The organism is Kitasatospora sp. NRRL B-11411 (genome assembly GCF_000721345.1).
Taxonomy (GTDB): domain Bacteria; phylum Actinomycetota; class Actinomycetes; order Streptomycetales; family Streptomycetaceae; genus Kitasatospora; species Kitasatospora cineracea.
Genome location: NZ_JOGH01000029.1, coordinates 50082 through 67793, shown reverse-complemented (window position 1 = coordinate 67793; position 17712 = coordinate 50082). Strand labels below are relative to the sequence as shown.

Sequence of the window (17712 nt, the reverse complement as noted above, 5' to 3'; positions counted from 1 at the left end):
GAGGTGGGCGGGCCGGGGGACGCCGGCGGCTTCGACGGCCCGGCCCAGCAGGGCCTGTCCGGGCGGGGCGGGGGTGGCCCAGGCGGTGAGGGCGAGGCGGCCGCCGGGGCGCAGGACGCGGCGCAGTTCGGCGACGGCGGCGCGCTGCCGCCCGACGTGGTTGATCACGAAGTTGCCGACCACCGCGTCGAACGAGGCGTCGGCGAAGGGGAGTTCGGGGAGCGTCGCGGCGCGCACCTCGGCCGCCGGGGCGTTGCGCCGGGCCTCGGCGAGCATGCTCGGTTCGGCGTCGACGGCGGTGACCCGGGCGTCGCGCGCGCAGGCGGCGGCCGCGGCGGCGCCCGTCCCGGTGCCGACGTCCAGCACGGCGCTGCCGGGCCCGACCGCGGCGGCGTCCAGCAGCGCGGGTACCGGGTGGGCGCACAGGCGGGCGAAGCTCGCGGCGTAGGCGGCGGCCCGCCCGCTCCACATCCGCCGCTCCAGGGCGTCGAACGCTTCGAGGACGGCCGCCGTGTCCGGCACCCCGGCCGCGACGCCCACCGCGAAACCCGCCATCCGCCTCACCCACCCCTTCGCCCGCACGCCGGTTCGCCGGTTCGTCGGTTCACCCGCGCGCCCCTTCGCCCGCAGCCTACCCAGCCGTTCCGCTCCCCCTGACGGTGGTTCAGCCCGTCGGCGCCGCCTCCCCGCGGACCTTGGCCAGGAAGGCCGCCAGGTTGCCGCGCATCCGTTCGATCCGCTGCTCCTGCGTCAGCGACTCGTGAATCTTGGTGCCGGTCTCGCGCAGGCCGCGGACGTACAGCGGGCAGGCCAGGTCGCTGCACATGTACGCGCCGACCGAGTTGCCCTGTCGCCCGGCGGGGCCGGCCAGCGGGGCCACCAGCAGGGAGACCCCGCCGGTGTGGGTGGTGACGCAGAGCGAGCAGATACTGCGGCGGGGCTGCCAGGACGCGCCGGAGGAGGAGCGCAGGACGACGGCCTGCGGGCGGCCGTCCAGCTCGGCGACCAGGTAGGCCCGGTCGGGGGCCTGCGGGTCGCGCCAGCCGAGGAAGTCCAGCTCCGGCCAGGGCTGTTCGGGCAGCTCGCGGGGCAGGTTCAGTCGTTTCGCCTCGCCCTTGGAGCAGTTCAGGAACGCGGCGCGGATCTCGGGATCGGTCAGCTCTCTCACGAAACACCACGCTAATTTGCCTAAGTCGTTTAGGCAAATGGATAATGGGTTCAGGAAGCACGACCGGACGACGAGGAAGGGACGGGTGGCCGCGGTGGCACGTGCAGGTCTGACCCCGGAGGTACTGGCCCGAGCGGGCGCGGAACTCGCCGACGAGGTGGGCTTCGAGCAGGTGACGGTGACCGAGCTGGCCCGCCGCTTCGACGTCAAGGTCGCCAGCCTGTACTCGCACGTCAGGAGCTCGCACGACCTCAAGGTGCGGATCGCCCTGCTCGCCCTGGCCGAACTCGCCGACCGCGCCACCGACGCCGTCGCCGGCCGGGCCGGCCGCGACGCCCTGGCCGCCTTCGCCGAGGCCTACCGCGGCTACGCCCGCGAGCACCCGGGCCGCTACGCCGCCGCCCGGCTGCGCCTCGACCCCGAGACCGCCGCCGCCAGCGCCGCCCCCCGCCACTCCCAGCTGACCCGGGCCATCCTGCGCGGCTACCACCTCCCCGAGCCCGCCCAGACCCACGCCGTCCGCCTCCTCGGCGGCGTCTTCCACGGCTACATCGACCTCGAGGCCGCCGGGGGCTTCGCCCACACCCCCGTCCCCGCGCAGGAGTCCTGGGACTGGATCGTCGACTCCCTCGACACCCTCCTCCGCACCCGCCCCGCACCGGGGTCATAGGAGCCGCAGGACCGACCGACCGTCAGCCCGCGGGGCCGCGCCCGGTGCCGCTCACCGGCCGCCCCACCCGCCGGCGGCGCCGGACGCGGCCGCCTCCCGCCACTTCGCCCGCCGGCGCTCTTCCTCCTCCCGCTGGGCGGCGACGTCGGGGATCGCGGCAATCGCCTCGGCGAACCGGCCCTGCCGGAGCAGCAGTTCGGCCAGCTGGGTGCCGGCCCGCTTGCCCGGCATCCCGCGCAGGAGGGCGTCGGCCTCCGCGACCCGGCCGTCCTGGGCCAGCAGCCAGGCGACGGTCAGCTCGCGGTCCTCGACCTCGTCGGCCTCGTCGGCCTCCCCGCCCCCGTCGACCGGCAGGGCCGCGATCTCCGCGAGCGCCTCCGGGGCCCGGCCCGCCTCGCCCATCAGCCACCAGCGGTTGGAGCGCACCCAGTGCGCCTCGTGCTCGGCGAGGAACTCGGGGCTGCGCTCCTGCGTGAGCGCGATCGCCCGGTCGTGCAGGCCGTGTTCGGCGAGCAGGAGCAGGGCCGACTGGAGGAGGTTGTCGTCGTAGAGGTCGTCGAACGTGCCGGCCGCAGCCTCGATGCCGTCCGCCGGGCGGCCCTGGCGGAAGAGCAGCTCCATCAGCATGCTCTCGTACCAGCCCGGCTTTCCGGCGGCGATGAGGCCGCGCAGGTACGCCTCCGCCTCCCCCGCCCGTCCGGCGTCCTCCAGGACCCTGACGTACACGGGGACGGCGGCGCGGCTCTCGGTGTCGGCGAGGCTCCGCAACTCCTCGATCCGGCCGTGCCGGGCCAGCAGCTCGGCGTAGGACTCCACGTTGTTCAGCGGCCCGTACCGGCGCGCGGCCACGTCCGCGCCGAACTGCCGGATCGCCTCGTCCGCGCGGCCGGAGCGCTCCAGCACCCGCGCCTGCCCGGACAGCGCCTCCCACGGGCCGCCGCCCCCGCCCCGCCCCGGGCTGCGCCGGAACTCCTCGGCCAGCGGGGCCAGCAGCTCCAGCACCCGCTCGTCGCACCCCTGTCCCTCGGTCAGCTCCACCAGGGCGCCCAGCACCCGCCGGTCGCGCAGGTGCGGCGCCAGAACGTCGACCGCCTCGTCCGCCCGCCCCGCGCGGACCAGCACCTCGGCGTGGTCCCGCGCCGCGGCGGCCACGTCCTCCGTCCCCTCGCTCCCCGCCGCCCCCGCCGGGCGCGACAGCTCCAGCGCCTGCTCGATCCGGCCCCACCGCACCAGGACGTCGGCCCCCACCCGTGCCGCCGGGCGCCACCCCGTCCCCACGAACGGCTCCACCACCGCCCAGGCCCGCCCGAACTCCCCCGCCGCGCACAGCCCCCGCACCGCCCCCTCGGCGCAGAACCAGTCGCCCCGCTCCTCCGCCGCCCCCACCAGGGCCTCCAGCCCGCCGCCATCGAGGACCTCGTCCACGATCCGCGGCAGGACACCACCGAGGTTCACCACCTGCCACTGAAGATCATCCACGTTCACGGGGGCACCCTACGACCTGCCCGGCGGGCGGTCACCCCCGCACAGCCCCCGCACAGCCCACGGACCAGGCCCGGACCGAACCCGGATCGGGCCCGGGCCGCCGCTGCTCCGTCCCGCTCCACCCCGCTCCGCCCCGCCCACCGCGAACGGCGGCCACCGGAACCGGTGGCCGCCGTATACCCCTGGTGTTTCGCCCCTCAGCCCTCGACCGGGCCTCCGGTCACGCGCCCTCGCGCACCGGGAGCTTCCAGCCCGGGCGCGGGTAGTGGCAGGTGTAGCCGTTGGGGTAGTGCTGCAGGTAGTCCTGGTGCTCGGGTTCGGCCTCCCAGAAGTCGCCGACCGGGGTGACCTCGGTGACGACCTTGCCCGGCCAGAGGCCGCTCGCGTCGACGTCCGCGATGGTGTCGAGGGCGGTGGCGCGCTGGGCCTCGTCCGCGTAGAAGATCGCCGAGCGGTAGCTGCTGCCGATGTCGTTGCCCTGCCGGTCCACGGTGCTCGGGTCGTGGATCTGGAAGAAGTATTCCAGCAGCGTCCGGTAGCTGATCCGCTCCGGGTCGTAGACGATCTCCAGCGCCTCGGCGTGGCCGGGGTGGTTGCGGTAGGTGGCGTGCGCGTTCTCGCCGCCGGTGTAGCCGGTGCGGGTCGACTGGACGCCGGGGAGGTTGCGGATCAGCTCCTGCATTCCCCAGAAGCAACCGCCGGCCAGGACAGCACGGTCCGTGGTCATCTAGTACTCACTCCTCGCATGGGACGTCGACTCGTCCCGCCCGGGCGCCGCCCCGGCGGGACCATCCGGTCCAACCTCCCGGACGCCCCCGATGTTCCCCGTCCCGCCCCCCGTCAGCCGGGGCGCCCGCTCAGCCGGCCAGCCCCCTCCAGCACCCTCCGGCTCCGGTGCTGCGACCTCACGGGTGGGGATCGGAGCCTTCGCCGTACGGGTTCCGCCCTCGGACGAGGGCGGAACCCGTAGACCGGCCACCACCTCGCGCGGACCCTAGGCGAGTCGCTCGATCACGTAGTCGATGGACGCGGTGAGTGCTTCCGCGTCGGCGGGGTCGATGGACGGGTAGCAGGAGATCCGCAGTTGGTTGCGGCCGAGCTTGCGGTAGGGCTCGGTGTCGAGGATGCCGTTGGCGCGGAGGGTGGCGGCCAGCGCGGTGGCGTCGATGCTCTCGTCGAAGTCGATGGTGGCGACGACGGGCGAGCGGAACAGGGGATCGGTGACGAAGGGCGTGGCCGCGGGCGACTTCTCGGCCCACGTGTACAGGCGCGAGGAGGAGTCGGCGGTGCGTTGCGCGGCCCACTGCAGGCCGCCGCGGGAGTTGATCCAGTCGAGCTGGTCGGCGAGGAGGACGAGGGTGGTGAGGGCGGGGGTGTTGTAGGTCTGGTCCTTCGCGGAGTTCTCGATCGCGGCCGTGAGGGAGAAGAACGGCGGGATGTACCGGCCGGAGGCGGCGATGGTGTGCGCCCGGTCGATCGCGGCCGGGGACAACAGCGCGATCCAGAGGCCGCCTTCGGAGCCCAGGTTCTTCTGCGGGGCGAAGTAGTAGGCGTCGCACTGACTGATGTCGACGCTCACGCCGCCGGCCGCCGAGGTGCCGTCGACCAGGTGCAGCGCTCCGGGATCGGCTTGCGCGACGCGTTGGACGGGGGCGATCACGCCGGTCGACGTCTCGTTGTGGATGAGGGCGTAGGCGTCGACCCCGGACTCGGCGCGCGGCTGCGTGCAGGTTCCCGGCGGTGCGGAGATGACGCTGGGTTCGGCGAGCCAGGGCGTGGTGGCCGAGGCCGCGAACTTGGCCGAGAACTCGCCGATGACCAGGTGCTGGGACTTGCGGCCGATGAGGCCGTAGGCAGCGATGTCCCAGAACGCGGTGGCTCCGCCGTTGCCGAGGACCACCTCGTATCCGTCCGGCAGGTCGTACAGGTCGGCCAGTCCTGCGCGGATGCGGCCGACGATGGCCTTGACCGGCGCCTGGCGGTGCGAGGTGCCGAAGACGGTCTGCTCCGCCAGGGCGGCCAGGGCCTCGGGGCGGATCTTGGAGGGGCCGGAGCCGAAACGGCCGTCGGCGGGCCGCAGGGCGTCGGGGATGGTGATCGCGGTCATGGGGCTGGGCTGCTTCTTTCTGGGGGCGGGCGGGATCAGCCGATGCGGGGGCGGGCGAGTTCGGCAGCCCGGGCCAGGGCGTCCTGGACGTCCTGGTAGCGGGGGGCGCGCACCAGGGCGCTGGCGAGTTCGCAGCTGCCGGCGTCCCCCGGGGGCAGGACGATCTTGTCGCCGGGGACCGCGCCGAAGAAGAAGTGCTCCAGGCCGCCGATGCGCAGTACCTCGTCGAGTCCGTCGAAGCCCTGGAAGACGCCCTCGGTGGGGCTGAGGACGCTGCGGCTGCCGAAGAAGGCGTCCGCGCGGTGCTCCAGGTCGGGCGCCTGACCGGCGGTCAGCCGGACGAGGTTCTCGTGGAAGGGGATCCCGGTGCTTCCGGGCACCAGGTGCGAGGTGATGAACCCGCCGCCGGGGCGGGCGGCGATCTCCAGCAGTTTGGCGGTCCCGTCCGGCAGGACACGGCACTCGAGGTGGAACCCGCACCAGTCGAGCCCGATGGACCGGGTCACCTCGCGGGTCAGGGCGTGGACCGTCTCGACGGTGTCCGCGGGGAGGGCGGAGGGGTGGATCTCCTGGTATTCGACGTAGTAGGGGTAGGTGACCAGCTTGTCGGTGATTCCGGCGATGTAGGTGACGCCGTCGTGGACGAAACCTTCGACGCTGTGCTCGGTCCCGCCCAGGCGCTCCTCGTAGACGAACTCGCCGGGGTAGTCGCCGAAGATCGACGCGACGCTGGGCAGGGTGAGCGCGACAGCCTGGCGGTACAGCGCGGCCAGGTCGGTGTCCGGCTCGACCTGCAGGATGGAGCGGCTGCCGCTGCCGCCGGCGGGCTTGAGGACGGCGGGCGCGCCGATCTCCTCGCGGGCCGCGGCGAGTTCCTCGAACGAGGTCACGTGGCGGAACGCCGGGATGAGGTCGGGGCGGTGGGACAGGGCCGCGCGCATGGAGTGCTTGTTGCGGGCCCGGTGTGCGGCCTCGACCGGCACACCGCGCCATCCGCACCGCTGGGACAGCGCCGCGGCGAGCTCGACGCCGCCGTCCGTCCAGGCCAGAGCGCCGCTGGCCCCGGTGCGCTCGGCCAGGCGCAACCCCGCGTCGAGGGCTGCCTCGCGGTCGGAGAGGTTCGCCTTCTCGACGTCGTGGATCAGGTCGGTGTGCAGTCCGGCCGCCACGGAGCCGAGCACGGCGACTCGGTAGCCGGCGTCGCGGGCGGCGAACAGGGCGCGGTTGGCCTCCTGCGGGCCTCGGCGAGTGCCGACGTAGATGACGGTGGGGCGCGGGGTCATGTGGATGGGCTCCTGGGCTCGGACGGCCGGGGTCAGCCGGCGGCGGTGTCGGATGCTACAGCGGGCAGGGTCGGGTTCGGTCGCGGCTTCGGCAGGGAGCGGCCGGCCGCCGCGCTCATGCCTGCGGCCCCGGTGGTGAACAGCCCGCACAGGGCCGCCCAGCCACCGGCGCCCAGTGGCAGGAGGGCGCCGAGGACGAGCGCGGGTCCGAGCAGGCCGTGGACGGTGACGCTCGTGCTGAAGGCTCCCAGGTAGCGCGCGTAGGCCGCGGGCGGTGCCATGGCGTCGGACAGGAACCAGGCCGCCGCGGCGTGGAAGTTCTCCCCCAGGGTGAGCAGGACCACGGCACCGCCCAGGAGCGCCGTGCCGACGGCGGTGGGAGCCGCGGTGACGCAGGCGAACAGCAGGCAGGCCGCGCACAGCACGGCGGCGGCACCCCACAGCAGCCGCAGGGCGCGGGACCGGTCCATGTCCAGGGAGGAGATCCACACCTGGACGCCGACGGTCAGCGCGGTGTTGACGGCCAGGAGGATCGGGACGGTGCTCTCGGGCACCGAGGAGTGGCGGATCACCCAGACCGGCAGCGCGACGACGAGAACGGTGTCGTGGAGGCACATGAGGGCGTTGCCGACCGTCAGGGCCATGAACGAGGGGTGCCTGAACGGCGAGCGGACCGTGGCCGGCACGGCGGGGGCGGGCTCCCCCTTCGCCGTGCCGGCGTCGGGGTCCGCCGGCAGGTCGGCGGCGTCGGTGCCGGGGTCGGCCGCCCGGGTCGCCCTCAGGGCTCGTCGGACGCACGCGGCCGTCACCACGAACGTCAGGCCGTTGGCGAGGAACAGCAGTTGGACCAGGACGTGGCTGTGCGCGGCGACCGCGGAGGCGGCGACGAGCGTGCCGAGGGTGTAGCCGACGTTGCGCAGCGCCCGGATCGAGGCCATGGTGCGGTTGCGTTCCCGGCTGCCGACCACCACGCGGACGGCCGCCTGGGTGAGGGGCGAACAGGCCCGGTCCGCCATCGTCGCCAGGCAGGTGACGAGGAAGTACCCGGTGAATCCGTCGACCAGGGCGTAGAGGCTGTAGGAGACGGCCCTGAGCAGCAGCAGCCACAGGTAGACGCGGCCGACGCCGTACCGGTCCGCCAGCCGGCCGCCGGGTGCCCCGCTGACCAGGCCCAGAACGCCGGCGACCGCCAGGGCCAGGGCGACGCCGGTGGGCGCGATGCCGACCTGGCCGACGAAGTAGAGGGTGGCCACGGCCAGGAAGAGGCCGGATCCGAACGAGTCGACGAAGGAGCCGGCGGCGAGGGTGCGGCCGGCGCCGCGCGCCGGGAGCAGGCGTCCCGCGAGGGTGGAGGCGATGGTTTTCATGGGGCCGTTCGGCACGTTGACGACGGGGGGCAGACGGGGGTGGGGATCAGGATTCGACCGGTTCGACGGCGAGGGCCGTGCGGAACCAGGCCGAGACCCCCCGGAGCCGGGCGGTCACCTCGGCGGCGTCGGGTCCCGAGACCACCACGCGCCCGGAGCGGGCGTTGGAGTCCTTCAGCACGTCGGTCACCGTCGCACCCGGCTTCACCTTCATCTCGACGACCTCGACCCCGGGCTGCTGCCGCACTTCGTCGTCGGTGGGGACGACGGTGGCCCGCCCCCGAACCGCCGGGAGGTGGACCCAGCCGAAGGTCCGCGGGTCCTGTTCGGCCGTGGCGACGGCCGAGGGCAGCGCGAGAACGGCCCGGGCCCATTCGTCGTGCAGGTCCACCCCGAACTTGAGCTGGACGACCGTGTCCACGCGGCCTCCGCCGACGCGACCGGCGCACTCGCCGAAGACCAACGCCCGGTCCTGTTCGAAGACCTCCAGGTGGAACACCCCGTCGGTGTGGCCCAGAGCCCGCAGCGAGCGCGTGGCGACGTCCGCGGCCCTGCGGTACAGACCGGCGTGCTCGTCCGGGTCGAGGGTCGTGGAGCCGACCAGGCCTCCGGTCCGGAAGTCCATGACGTTGGCGAGGTAGCGCGAGACGGACAGCAGGAGCAGGCCGCCCTGGCGCACGACGCCGTCCAGGTGCAGTTCGCCGCCCTCGACGAAGCTCTCCGCCAGCCACGGGCCCGAGTGCTCCGAGCCCTCGCGCTGCGCCAGTTCTTCGGCCTCTTCCGTGGACCGCACCACGCTCGTGCGCCGCACACCCGCTTCGTCGAAGGGCTTGATGACGAACGGCGGGGCGAGGGGGGCGAGGGCGAGCTCGGCCAGGGTGTCCACGACGCACGCCTCGGCGACCGGGATGCCCGCGGCGCGTACCAGCTGCTTCTGGACGAACTTGTCGCGCAGGGCGAGAGCCAGCGGCACCGGCCACGCCCGGCAGCCGAGGGCCTCGCCGACGAGGGAGGCCGTCACCAGCGGAAACTCGTCGGCGGAACAGACGATCGCGTCGGCGGTGAGCCGGATCCCGGTGCGGGCCAGCGCTGCGAGGACCTCGGCGGCATCGGTGAGGGTGCCCGCGACGACCACGGTGTCGACGTCCGCCGTCTCCCGGGCGGCGGACGCGTCGGACGGCTCGCACACGCACACGACGCGGGCCCCGTAGCCGGTGAGAGCGCGCAGGACTTCAGTGGGCTTCCAGCCCAGGACGACGACGTCCACGGCTTCGGCCGCTGCGTCGGTGCGGGGATCGGTTGCGGTCATCTTCCACGGCTTCCGTTGGTCGCGGCTGGGTTCGGGGTCGGGAACGAGGCGCTGGAGCACCGGATCAAGGGGTCGGGACGACGACGGTCGCGTTCCTGAACCACTGCGACAGCTTTCGCAGGTCCTCGGTGACGCTCTCCTCGTCCGGGCCGTGGACCAGCACGCGGGCGGCCCGCAGGTGGGAACTGGTCGTCAGATCGCCCACGACGTCGCCCACGGCCACGTCGAGTTCGGCGTGCAGCACCCCGGGTCGGGCCGTCAGCGCGTCCTGCGTGGGCAGTTCCGTCACCGTGCCCTGGGGGAGCGTCAGGTGGATGTACCCGACGCTGCCTCCCGGATCGGGGAGCTGCTCGGGCAGGGCCGAGGGAAGGCGGAGCACGGAGCGGGCCCACTCGTCGTAGATGTCCACGTCGAAGCAGTGCCGGAGCTGCTCGTCCGTGAGCGCACCGCCGACCCTGCCCCCGCACTCGCTGAAGACGACGTCTTCGCCGTTGACGAAGACCTCGAGGTGGAAGACGCCGTCCTCGAAGCCCAGTGCTGCCAGCGCCCGCGAGGTCAGTTCGCCCACGCGCCGGTACAGCTCGGGATGGCGGGCCGACGGAAGCGAGGCGGAACCCGCGAGCCCGCCGTCGTGGATCCTGATCAGGTTGTCCAGGTAGCGGGAGACGGATATGAACCGCAGCCGTCCGTCCCGGACCACGCCGTCGACCTGGGCCTCCCAACCGTCGATGAACTCCTCGACCAGCCAAGGGCCGTGCAGGCCCTGCTCGGTGAGGCGTGCGACGAGGGACTCGGCGGCCTCCGCGTCACCGATCTCGTACGTGTCGGCACTGCCCGCCCCGCACACCGGCTTCACCACGACCGGCCCGTCCGCGGCCACGCCGGCCAGGTCCGGCGTGGTGGCGACGACCCGGCAGGACGCCACCGGCAGCCCCGCCCGCCGCACGGACTCCTTCTGCACCGCCTTGTCCCGCAGGGCCACGGCCGCGTCCAGGGGAATCGCGCTGTTCCCCGCGGCGGCTGCCAGCAGGGACGCCGTCAGCACGGTCAGCTCCGTGGGACTGCAGACCGCGTCGAAGTCCCCGGCGGAACGTCCGTGCCGAGCCAGCACGGCGGCGACGTCCTCGGCCCGCGTCGGGTCCGCGGCGACCCAGGTCGCGCCCAGGCCCAGCTTGCGGCACTTCGCCGCCTCGTGCGGATCGACCACGCTGGTGACGACGGCTGCGTGCCGGACCAGCGCCTTGATCGCCTTGGCCTTCCAGCCCACGACCAGGACTTCGCGGTCCGCAACTGCAACAGGCGCATCCACCGGCTGTGTCACCATCTCTCGTTCCTGCCTTGCCTCGCGGTCCAAGGGAATCACCTCACCCGCACCGAGCCGTCAGGCGGTCGGCGCCGACGCCAGGTACCTCGCCTGGTACCAGCGGTTGTCGAAGTCACTGACCGGCACGCTCGTGCCGTTGCCCTCCAGGAACGCGGCGTGCGCCTGGTACAGCCCCTGGAGGACCTTGGCCACGGCGATGGCCGCGCGCAGATCGGCCAGGTCGTAGGGATCGCCGTCCGAGCGCATGAGCCGGAAGTCGTGGACGCCGGGGCGGACCTCCCCGCCCAGGACCAGCGGCAGCGGCACCCGGATCGCGTGACGCACGCCGTTCGCCACGTGGCCCTGGTGGTGGTGCGAAGTCCACTCCGTGATGTCCGGCATGGACGGCGGGTAGAACCAGTCCCGGTCCTCGAACAGCTCCTCGGGCCCAGCCAGGGGAGGCATGAAGTGCCAGCCGTTCCAGCGCATGCGTGCCGCGATGGCACGCACGACCTGCACCAGGCTCTCCGGATCCGCCGCGAAGCGCCCGACGAAATCAGGCGCGGGCACCACGCAGCAGTAGTAGTCGCTGGTCTTCCACGATCCGGGGGCCGGATCCCCGGCGGCCAGCAGCCGACCCAGCAGACCCACGTCCTTGGGCCCCCGGGACATGCCGACGTGCGACCGGGTGGCCTCCGTCGCAACGGCGACGATCCCGTGCAGCAACTCCTCGAAGCGCGTCGAGAACGCGCCGCTTCCCGTCTCGTGCAGGCGCGGGAAGCGGGCCGACCACGCCCTGGCCAGAGAGTCCGGGGCGTCGAGGGAGGACAGCTGCTCCTCGGACAGGTGGTCCAGCAGCAGCGCCCGCACCGCGTCGGGCAGGTCGGCGGCGGACACCGGCCGGTCGAAGGCCCGCTCCTCCTTGTTGATGGTCATGCCCTGGACCACCCGGAACACCGACGAGCCCGCAGCGACGGCGGCTCGGCGGCCTTCCGCGGACAGGTCCGCGAGCAGCCACAGCCGCTCCACGTCGGGGAGGGTCTCCGCGTCCTGCGGAACGGTCCTGCCGTAGGCGCGGATCCGCCCGCGGACGAACTCCTCCAGGCGCCGCAGCGTCAGCTGGGTACCGCTGAACTCCTCGGTACGGGAGGGAGTCCCGGAGGCGATCAGGACACTCATCAGCACCAGGAAGGCGCAGTCCTCCTCGGCCCAGTCCGAAAGCTCCGTGCGTTCCAGGCCGTTGAGGAGACACGCCGGGGAGTCCGCAGCGACGGACTTGCCGACGAGATTGGCCGCCTTGCCCAGGTTCGTGTAGTGGCGATCGCCGATGTGGACCAGCATCGGACCGACATGGCGCAGCGTGTAGCGAAGCCGCCGGATCAGGTCGAGCGCGCGGGCCTCGCCCTCGGCGACCAGCCACTTCCTGAGCACCTGCCGGTCGGCTCCGTCCAGCATCTGCAGGTGGTCGACGTACTCGTCCAGGCCCGCCGGGCGGGCACCGTGCCACTCGATCTCACCCACCAGGGCGGACCCGTCCGTCACCTGCTCCCCGGGCCGCACGACACGGACGCGGCCGGTCGGCACGATGGCGACCAGATCGGCATGACCGGCTTCGGCGCCGGCCCCGTGAACCGTGGCCCCCACCGACTCGGCGGCGGCCAGCAGGTGTGCCTCTCCGGCGGTCAACGCCGCCATGCCCAATTCGCGCGGAAAACGGCCCCCGAGTGAGACGGCGTGTTCCACGACGGCGGCCAGATCGGTTTTGGCCCCCGCCTCTTCAGCGCATTTCCGGAGGAGTTCGGGAAAACGCTCAGTACGCAAAATTGCCACGCTCAAGTCCCCCATGGCGCAGAGGTCCACGTATGCGTGGGCCCTTTGTACGAACAGCGGCATGCAACGCTGAATGCCATAGGAAAGGCGAGGGCAGTGCAGATGAACGCCGTCTTGACATGGCGGAAATGCAAGATGTCCCCCGGTGGTCCGGGAGGTTACCAGAGCGTTTACGAGCGCTGCAACGACGGCCCTTCCACAACTGTGGCGGCCTGTCCGATTCCCTACGGTCTGGACGGATATCCAGGCCCATGCGCACCAATATTCCGCAAAGGGACACCGCCACATTGCCGCAGACCACGCTCGAGGAAGTCGACGACCGCGCCCGTGCGGGCTTCGACGAGAGCTTCACCAACCACGGAGGACAACAGGCCGGGTACCGCCGGGCCGCACCCGGCCGAGGCCGGCAGCATCATCGCCCACCGATAGCCCAACCCGCCGGCGCCACCCCGACACCCGGCCCGCCCCGCCGCCCCGCCGCCCCGTCGACGCCCTCGGCCGCTACTCGGCGAGCGCCGCCCGCCACGTCCAGGACTCCCGGCGCGGGCGGCCCGGCAGCTCGGCGCGACCGGTGCACCAGAGCAGGACGGGGGCCGGGTCGCCGGCGGGGGCATCGGGGAAGAGCCGGGCCAGGACCGCGGCGCAGAGCGCGGGCGGCGGCGCCCAGTCGAGGGCGAGGCCGGTGGCGATGTCGTGGGTGTGCAGCAGGGTTTCGGCGACGCCCATCGCGGCGAAACCGGTCGGGTCGGTCGGGCCCCAGTGCCAGGCCCGCAGGCCGGGCTCGGCGGCGGCCAGCGCGAGGGCCAGCAGCTCGCCGCAGGCCAGCGCGGTGGCCAACAGGTCGGCCGGATCGGCTTCCTGGCTCACCGTCAGGTCGAAGGGCAGGTAGCGGTCGGCAGGCCGGGCGGTGAGCTGCCCGGCGTAGGCGAGCAGGTCGTGGCCGAGGTGGGCCAGCGTGTCCCGGCAGTTCCACTCCAGCGGCCCGGCCGGGACGCCCCAGTCCCGGCCGAGGTGCGGGGCGAGGACGTTCCGCGTCTGCGCCAGGGCGGCGCGCAGTTCCTGGTGACCGATCCGATCCATCGGCCCATCCTCGCACCCGCGCCCCGCGCCCCGCGCCCGCCAACCGCCCGGACCCGCCGGACCGCGTCAACGGGGCGGCGGGGAGGTGCGGTTCAGCGGTTCGACGACGGCTCAGCGGCTCACAGGTAGGTCCGGGTGATCAGCTCCAGCCCGTGCCCGGCCGGGTCGAGCACGTAGACGCCGCGGCCGCCGTGCTCGGTGTTGGTCTCGCCGGGGCGCTGCATCTGCGGGTCGGCCCAGTGGTCGATGCCGCGTTCGCGCAGCATGGCGTGGGCACGGTCGAACAGTTCGTCGTCGACCAGGAAGGCGTAGTGCTGCCGCTGGATCTCCACCGGCGGCTCGGCGAACTGGAGCAGCACGCCGTCGGCGAGCTGCAGGTTGGTGAACGGGCCCCAGGAGGGCGCCTGTTCGGCCTCCAGCAGGTCCTGGTAGAAGCGGGCGGACGCGGCGCGGTCCTTGGAAGCGATGATGGTGTGGTTGAAAGCGGCGGGCATGGTTCGGGTCTGACCTCGTTCCGGATCTGGTCGGCAGGGGGACGTGTACGCGCACTGCTCCGAGGAAGCGGTGGTCCTCGGGCGTGCGAGCGCCCCTGCGACACCCGGGGCGCGGTCAGTCGCCCACCGGGTCGCCGATCCGTGCGTGGCCCATGGCCGTTCCGGTGTTCACCCGGACACCGTACGGAACCGCCGCTCCCCCTCGCAAACCCTTTTCCCACCGCCGCCGAACGCCGTCGCCGAACTCCGCCGCCCCGGCCCCACCGCCGCCGAACCCCGCCGCCCCGGACCCCGCCGGAAAACCGGGCGCGGCCGGCGCCCGGTCGGCGCTACCGTCGCGCGGGTGGCCGACGAATGCTTCACGCTGCCCCGGCTGGCGGCGCTCTACGACGCGCTCGACCCGGAGCGCGACGACCTGCTGCCCTACCTGGCCCTGGTCGACGAGCTGGGCGCCTCGCAGGTGCTCGACCTGGGCTGCGGCACCGGGGTGTTCGCCCTGCTGCTGGCGGGGCGCGGCGTGCGCGTGCTGGGGGTGGACCCGGCCGCCGCGTCGATCGGGGTGGCCCGCCGCAAGCCGGGCGCCGAGCGGGTCCGCTGGCTGGTCGGGGACGTGACGGACCTGCCGCCGCTGGGCGTCGACCTGGTCACCATGACGGCCAACGCCGCCCAGGAGATCACCGGTCCGGGCCACTGGCGCGCCACCCTGCGGGGCGTGCGCGACGCGCTGCGCCCGGGCGGCCATCTGGTGTTCGAGACCCGGGTGCCGGCCTGCCGCGCCTGGGAGTCCTGGACCCGGGCGGCCTCCCACCGGGTGAGCGACCTGCCGGGCGTCGGCGCGGTGGAGGACTGGGTGGAACTGCTGGACGTCACCGGCCCGTTGGTGGCGTTCCGCCGGCACTACGTGTTCGCGGCGGACGGGCGGCACCTCACCTCGGACTCCACCCTGCGCTTCCGCGAGCGCGCCGAGGTGGAGGCCGACCTGCGCGCCGCGGGCCTCGAACCGCTCGGGGTCCGGGACGCACCGGACCGCCCGGGCCGGGAGTACGTCTTCCTGGCCCGCCGCCCCGCGGAACCCGCCCCTTGATGCCCGCCACCGAACCGGGCCGCCGGGCACCGGACTTGACGGCGCGGCTGGTCGAGGCGGTGCGCGGCGGGGACGCCGGAGCGGTGGACGCGCTGTGCCGGGCGGGCGCCGACCCGGACGCCGTCGACGGGCACGGCACCCCGGTCCTGTCGCTGGCGGTGCGGGCGTTCGACGACCCGACGGCGCAGGCCCTGGTCGCGGCGTACGCCTCGCCGGACCGCACCGACGCCCTCGGGCGCAGCCCGCTGCACCTCGCGGTCGAACTGGGCTGCTCCGACCTCTTCCGGCTGTTCGCCGGCCACGGCGCCCAGCTCTGGCGCCCGGACGCCGACGGGCGCGACGCCCTGGCGCTGGCCCGGCACTGGCACGGCGTGGACCTGGCCGCCGAGCTGCGGCGCCGCAGCGGCCTCGCCGGGCCGGTCGAGCAGCGCACCGTCCGGTCCGAGGCGGGGGTCTGCGAGCGGCTCTCGCTGGGCGGGCACGCCTTCCTGACCGGGCACGCCACGCTGCTCACCGGCCTGGAGGGCTCGTACGGCGTCCCCGCGCCCGCCGCGGAGCTGCTGGCCCGCGCGCTGGCCGCGCCCGACCTCGATCACGTGGTGTGGTCCGAGACCACCCGCGCCGTCGCGGAGCGCCGGACCCCCGCGGGACACCACACCGGCTGGGACTTCGCGGCCGCCCTGCGCGACCGGCCCGACCCGCGGGAGCGGTACTTCGGCGCGGAGGTGCTCCGGACGGTCCACTTCTCCACGGAGATCAACGGATACCGGGACGGGGACGCGGACGGGTACCGGAACGAGGACGGGGCCGGGGACGGGGACCGGGACGGGGCCGGGGCCAGGGACGGGGGCGACAACCCGTTCGACGCCCCGCTGGTCGACCTCCTCCTGCCCTGGCTGGCCGCCGAGCCCGACCGCCGCGTGGTCCTGGCCCTCACCGCCGGTCTGGGCGCGGCCCGGGACGGGCGGGCCGCGGAGCCGCTCCGCGCGCTGACCCGGCATCCCGACCGCCGGGTCCGGATCGCCGCCCGCACCGGCCTGGCGGGTCGCGGGTGAGCCGCCGGTAGGTCGCTGGCAGGTCGCCGCCCTCTCCGCGACAACTGGTGTCCATGCCAAGTTCCTCGTTTCACAACGTTGGAAAGACTGCCCTCGCGACACCAGAGCACCCATCGCCACCACTGTCCAGCCCTCGCGCAGCGCCACCCCCACCCCTTTCGGCATCAGCGCAGATCAGCAGCCACATCACGGCATTGATGCTCCGTCAGGTCTCCACGAGTTGACGCGCGACTTCTTGACACTGTCCGGCGGAATGCCCCATCGTCCCTCTACATCGTTGGAAACCGGCGGGTAGCCGGTGACTTCCCCCACGCAGTCAAGGATGTGATCGGGCGTATGAACCCCACCCTGCGCGCCAAGTCCGCCGTCGCCGCACTGCTCGTCGCGGGGCTGTGCGCGTCGGCGTCCGCCTGCACCAACCAGGGCTCCGGCCAGGGCTCCGGGAGCGGAGCCGCGGCGGCGGGCGCGAACAGTGCCGCCGCCCAGCAGGTGGTCTCGCCGTCGGCGAGCGCGAGCGGCCCCGGCTGTACGGCCGACACCTACGGCGCGCCGAAGCTGGACCTGGCCGACGGGAAGACCGTGGTCGGGTTCTCGCAGTCGGAGTCGACCAGCAACCCGTTCCGGGCCGCGGAGACCGCCAGCATCGAGGCGGAGGCGAAGAAGCTCGGCGTGAAGCTGATCGAGCGCAACGCCAACGCCGACGTCAACGCCCAGAACGCGCAGATCCAGGACATGATCGCGCAGGGCGCGCAGGTGCTGATCGTGGCGCCGGAGAACTCGGACGGCCTCGGCCCGGCGCTGGCCGCGGCCAAGGCGAAGAAGATCCCGGTGCTGACCATCGACCGCACGGTGACCGGCACCGCGTGCGGCGACTTCGTCGCCTTCATCGGCTCGGACTTCTACGGGCAGGCGCAGATCGCCGCGGACGACCTGGCCGCCGCGACCGACGGGCAGGCGCACGTGGCGGTCCTGCAGGGCACGCCCGGCAACAACGTCTCGGCGGACCGCACCAGGGGCTTCACCGACCGGCTCGCCGCCAAGTACCCGAACGTGCAGGTGGTGGCCTCGCAGACGGCGAACTTCGACCAGACCGAGGGCCAGAAGGTGATGGAGCAGCTGCTCCAGGCGCACCCGGACGTCAATGCCGTGTACGCGGAGAACGACGGCATGGCACTGGGCGCGATCCAGGCGATGCGCTCGGCCGGGAAGACCCCGGGCAAGGACATCCGGATCGTGTCGATCGACGGCATCCGGCAGGCCGTGCAGGGCGTGGTGGACGGGCAGCTGGTCGCGGACATCGAGACCAACCCGCGGTTCGGCCCGCTGGCGTTCCAGTCGCTGAAGGACTTCTACGGGACGGCGGGCGTCCAGCCCAAGGTGATCATCAAGGACGGCCACTTCACCAAGGACAGCGCCCAGCAGGCCCTCGCCCAGGGCCTCGTCTACTGACCCCGCGTGACCCTGCCTGACCCTGCCT

16 protein-coding genes are annotated in these 17712 nt (G+C 73.6%); 4 read left to right on the top strand and 12 right to left on the bottom strand.

From position 1 onward, the window contains the following. Nucleotides 1–555 (bottom strand): class I SAM-dependent methyltransferase (locus IH44_RS0116240; RefSeq protein ID WP_157852342.1); only part of this gene is annotated, 555 nt, incomplete at its 3' end. A 109-nt stretch (nt 556–664) separates the two neighbouring features. Next, nucleotides 665–1168 (bottom strand): FBP domain-containing protein, encoded by a 504-nt coding sequence (locus IH44_RS0116235; RefSeq protein WP_030460274.1) that lies wholly within the window; start codon nt 1166–1168, stop codon nt 665–667. A gap of 94 nt (nt 1169–1262) precedes the next feature. On the opposite strand from IH44_RS0116235, the gene IH44_RS0116230 reads away from it, so the two are divergent. After that, nucleotides 1263–1838: a TetR/AcrR family transcriptional regulator gene (locus IH44_RS0116230; protein ID WP_030460273.1), complete on the top strand. Its 576-nt coding sequence runs from the start codon at nt 1263–1265 to the stop codon at nt 1836–1838. Between the two features lie 51 nt (nt 1839–1889). Here IH44_RS0116230 and IH44_RS0116225 read toward each other — a convergent pair whose 3' ends face one another. The 10 genes from IH44_RS0116225 to IH44_RS0116180 all read right to left on the bottom strand — a co-directional run bounded on the left by IH44_RS0116225 (nt 1890) and on the right by IH44_RS0116180 (nt 14096). Then, nucleotides 1890–3317 carry a hypothetical protein gene (locus IH44_RS0116225; RefSeq protein WP_157852340.1) on the bottom strand — a complete coding sequence of 476 codons (1428 nt, stop codon included), beginning with the start codon at nt 3315–3317 and terminating at the stop codon, nt 1890–1892. Nucleotides 3318–3543: 226 nt separating this feature from the next. Beyond that, the gene (msrA, locus tag IH44_RS0116220) at nt 3544–4050 is read right to left on the bottom strand and encodes a peptide-methionine (S)-S-oxide reductase MsrA (protein ID WP_030460271.1); all 507 of its coding nucleotides are present in this window, start codon (nt 4048–4050) and stop codon (nt 3544–3546) included. A gap of 267 nt (nt 4051–4317) precedes the next feature. Next, nucleotides 4318–5430 (bottom strand): phosphoserine transaminase, encoded by a 1113-nt coding sequence (serC, locus tag IH44_RS0116215; RefSeq protein ID WP_030460270.1) that lies wholly within the window; start codon nt 5428–5430, stop codon nt 4318–4320. A 35-nt stretch (nt 5431–5465) separates the two neighbouring features. Beyond that, the gene (locus tag IH44_RS0116210; protein WP_030460269.1) at nt 5466–6713 is read right to left on the bottom strand and encodes an acetyl-CoA carboxylase biotin carboxylase subunit family protein; all 1248 of its coding nucleotides are present in this window, start codon (nt 6711–6713) and stop codon (nt 5466–5468) included. A gap of 32 nt (nt 6714–6745) precedes the next feature. Beyond that, a complete protein-coding gene (locus IH44_RS0116205) occupies nt 6746–8080 on the bottom strand; it encodes an MFS transporter (protein ID WP_030460268.1) in 1335 nt (444 codons plus the stop codon). A gap of 46 nt (nt 8081–8126) precedes the next feature. Next, nucleotides 8127–9389, bottom strand: coding sequence for an ATP-grasp domain-containing protein (locus IH44_RS0116200; protein ID WP_030460267.1), 1263 nt, complete (start codon nt 9387–9389; stop codon nt 8127–8129). A 64-nt stretch (nt 9390–9453) separates the two neighbouring features. Further along, on the bottom strand, nt 9454–10713 hold the full coding sequence (locus IH44_RS0116195) for an ATP-grasp domain-containing protein (RefSeq protein WP_063759616.1): 1260 nt from the start codon (nt 10711–10713) through the stop codon (nt 9454–9456). A 57-nt stretch (nt 10714–10770) separates the two neighbouring features. Further along, on the bottom strand, nt 10771–12585 hold the full coding sequence (locus IH44_RS0116190) for a hypothetical protein (RefSeq protein ID WP_157852338.1): 1815 nt from the start codon (nt 12583–12585) through the stop codon (nt 10771–10773). A gap of 438 nt (nt 12586–13023) precedes the next feature. Then, complete coding sequence (locus IH44_RS0116185) at nt 13024–13602, bottom strand: maleylpyruvate isomerase N-terminal domain-containing protein (protein ID WP_198544999.1); 579 nt, start codon at nt 13600–13602, stop codon at nt 13024–13026. A 119-nt stretch (nt 13603–13721) separates the two neighbouring features. Then, nucleotides 13722–14096 carry a VOC family protein gene (locus IH44_RS0116180; protein WP_030460263.1) on the bottom strand — a complete coding sequence of 125 codons (375 nt, stop codon included), beginning with the start codon at nt 14094–14096 and terminating at the stop codon, nt 13722–13724. Nucleotides 14097–14439: 343 nt separating this feature from the next. On the opposite strand from IH44_RS0116180, the gene IH44_RS0116175 reads away from it, so the two are divergent. From IH44_RS0116175 to IH44_RS0116165, 3 genes are all read left to right on the top strand, one after another. Beyond that, entirely contained in the window at nt 14440–15180 is a 741-nt protein-coding gene (locus IH44_RS0116175) for a bifunctional 2-polyprenyl-6-hydroxyphenol methylase/3-demethylubiquinol 3-O-methyltransferase UbiG (protein WP_030460262.1), read from the top strand. Beyond that, nucleotides 15180–16235 (top strand): ankyrin repeat domain-containing protein, encoded by a 1056-nt coding sequence (locus IH44_RS42830; RefSeq protein WP_051816957.1) that lies wholly within the window; start codon nt 15180–15182, stop codon nt 16233–16235. The genes IH44_RS0116175 and IH44_RS42830 overlap by 1 nt, the downstream gene beginning before the upstream one ends. 336 nt (nt 16236–16571) lie before the next feature. Next, nucleotides 16572–17684, top strand: coding sequence for an ABC transporter substrate-binding protein (locus IH44_RS0116165; RefSeq protein ID WP_030460260.1), 1113 nt, complete (start codon nt 16572–16574; stop codon nt 17682–17684). Nucleotides 17685–17712: the final 28 nt, after the last annotated feature.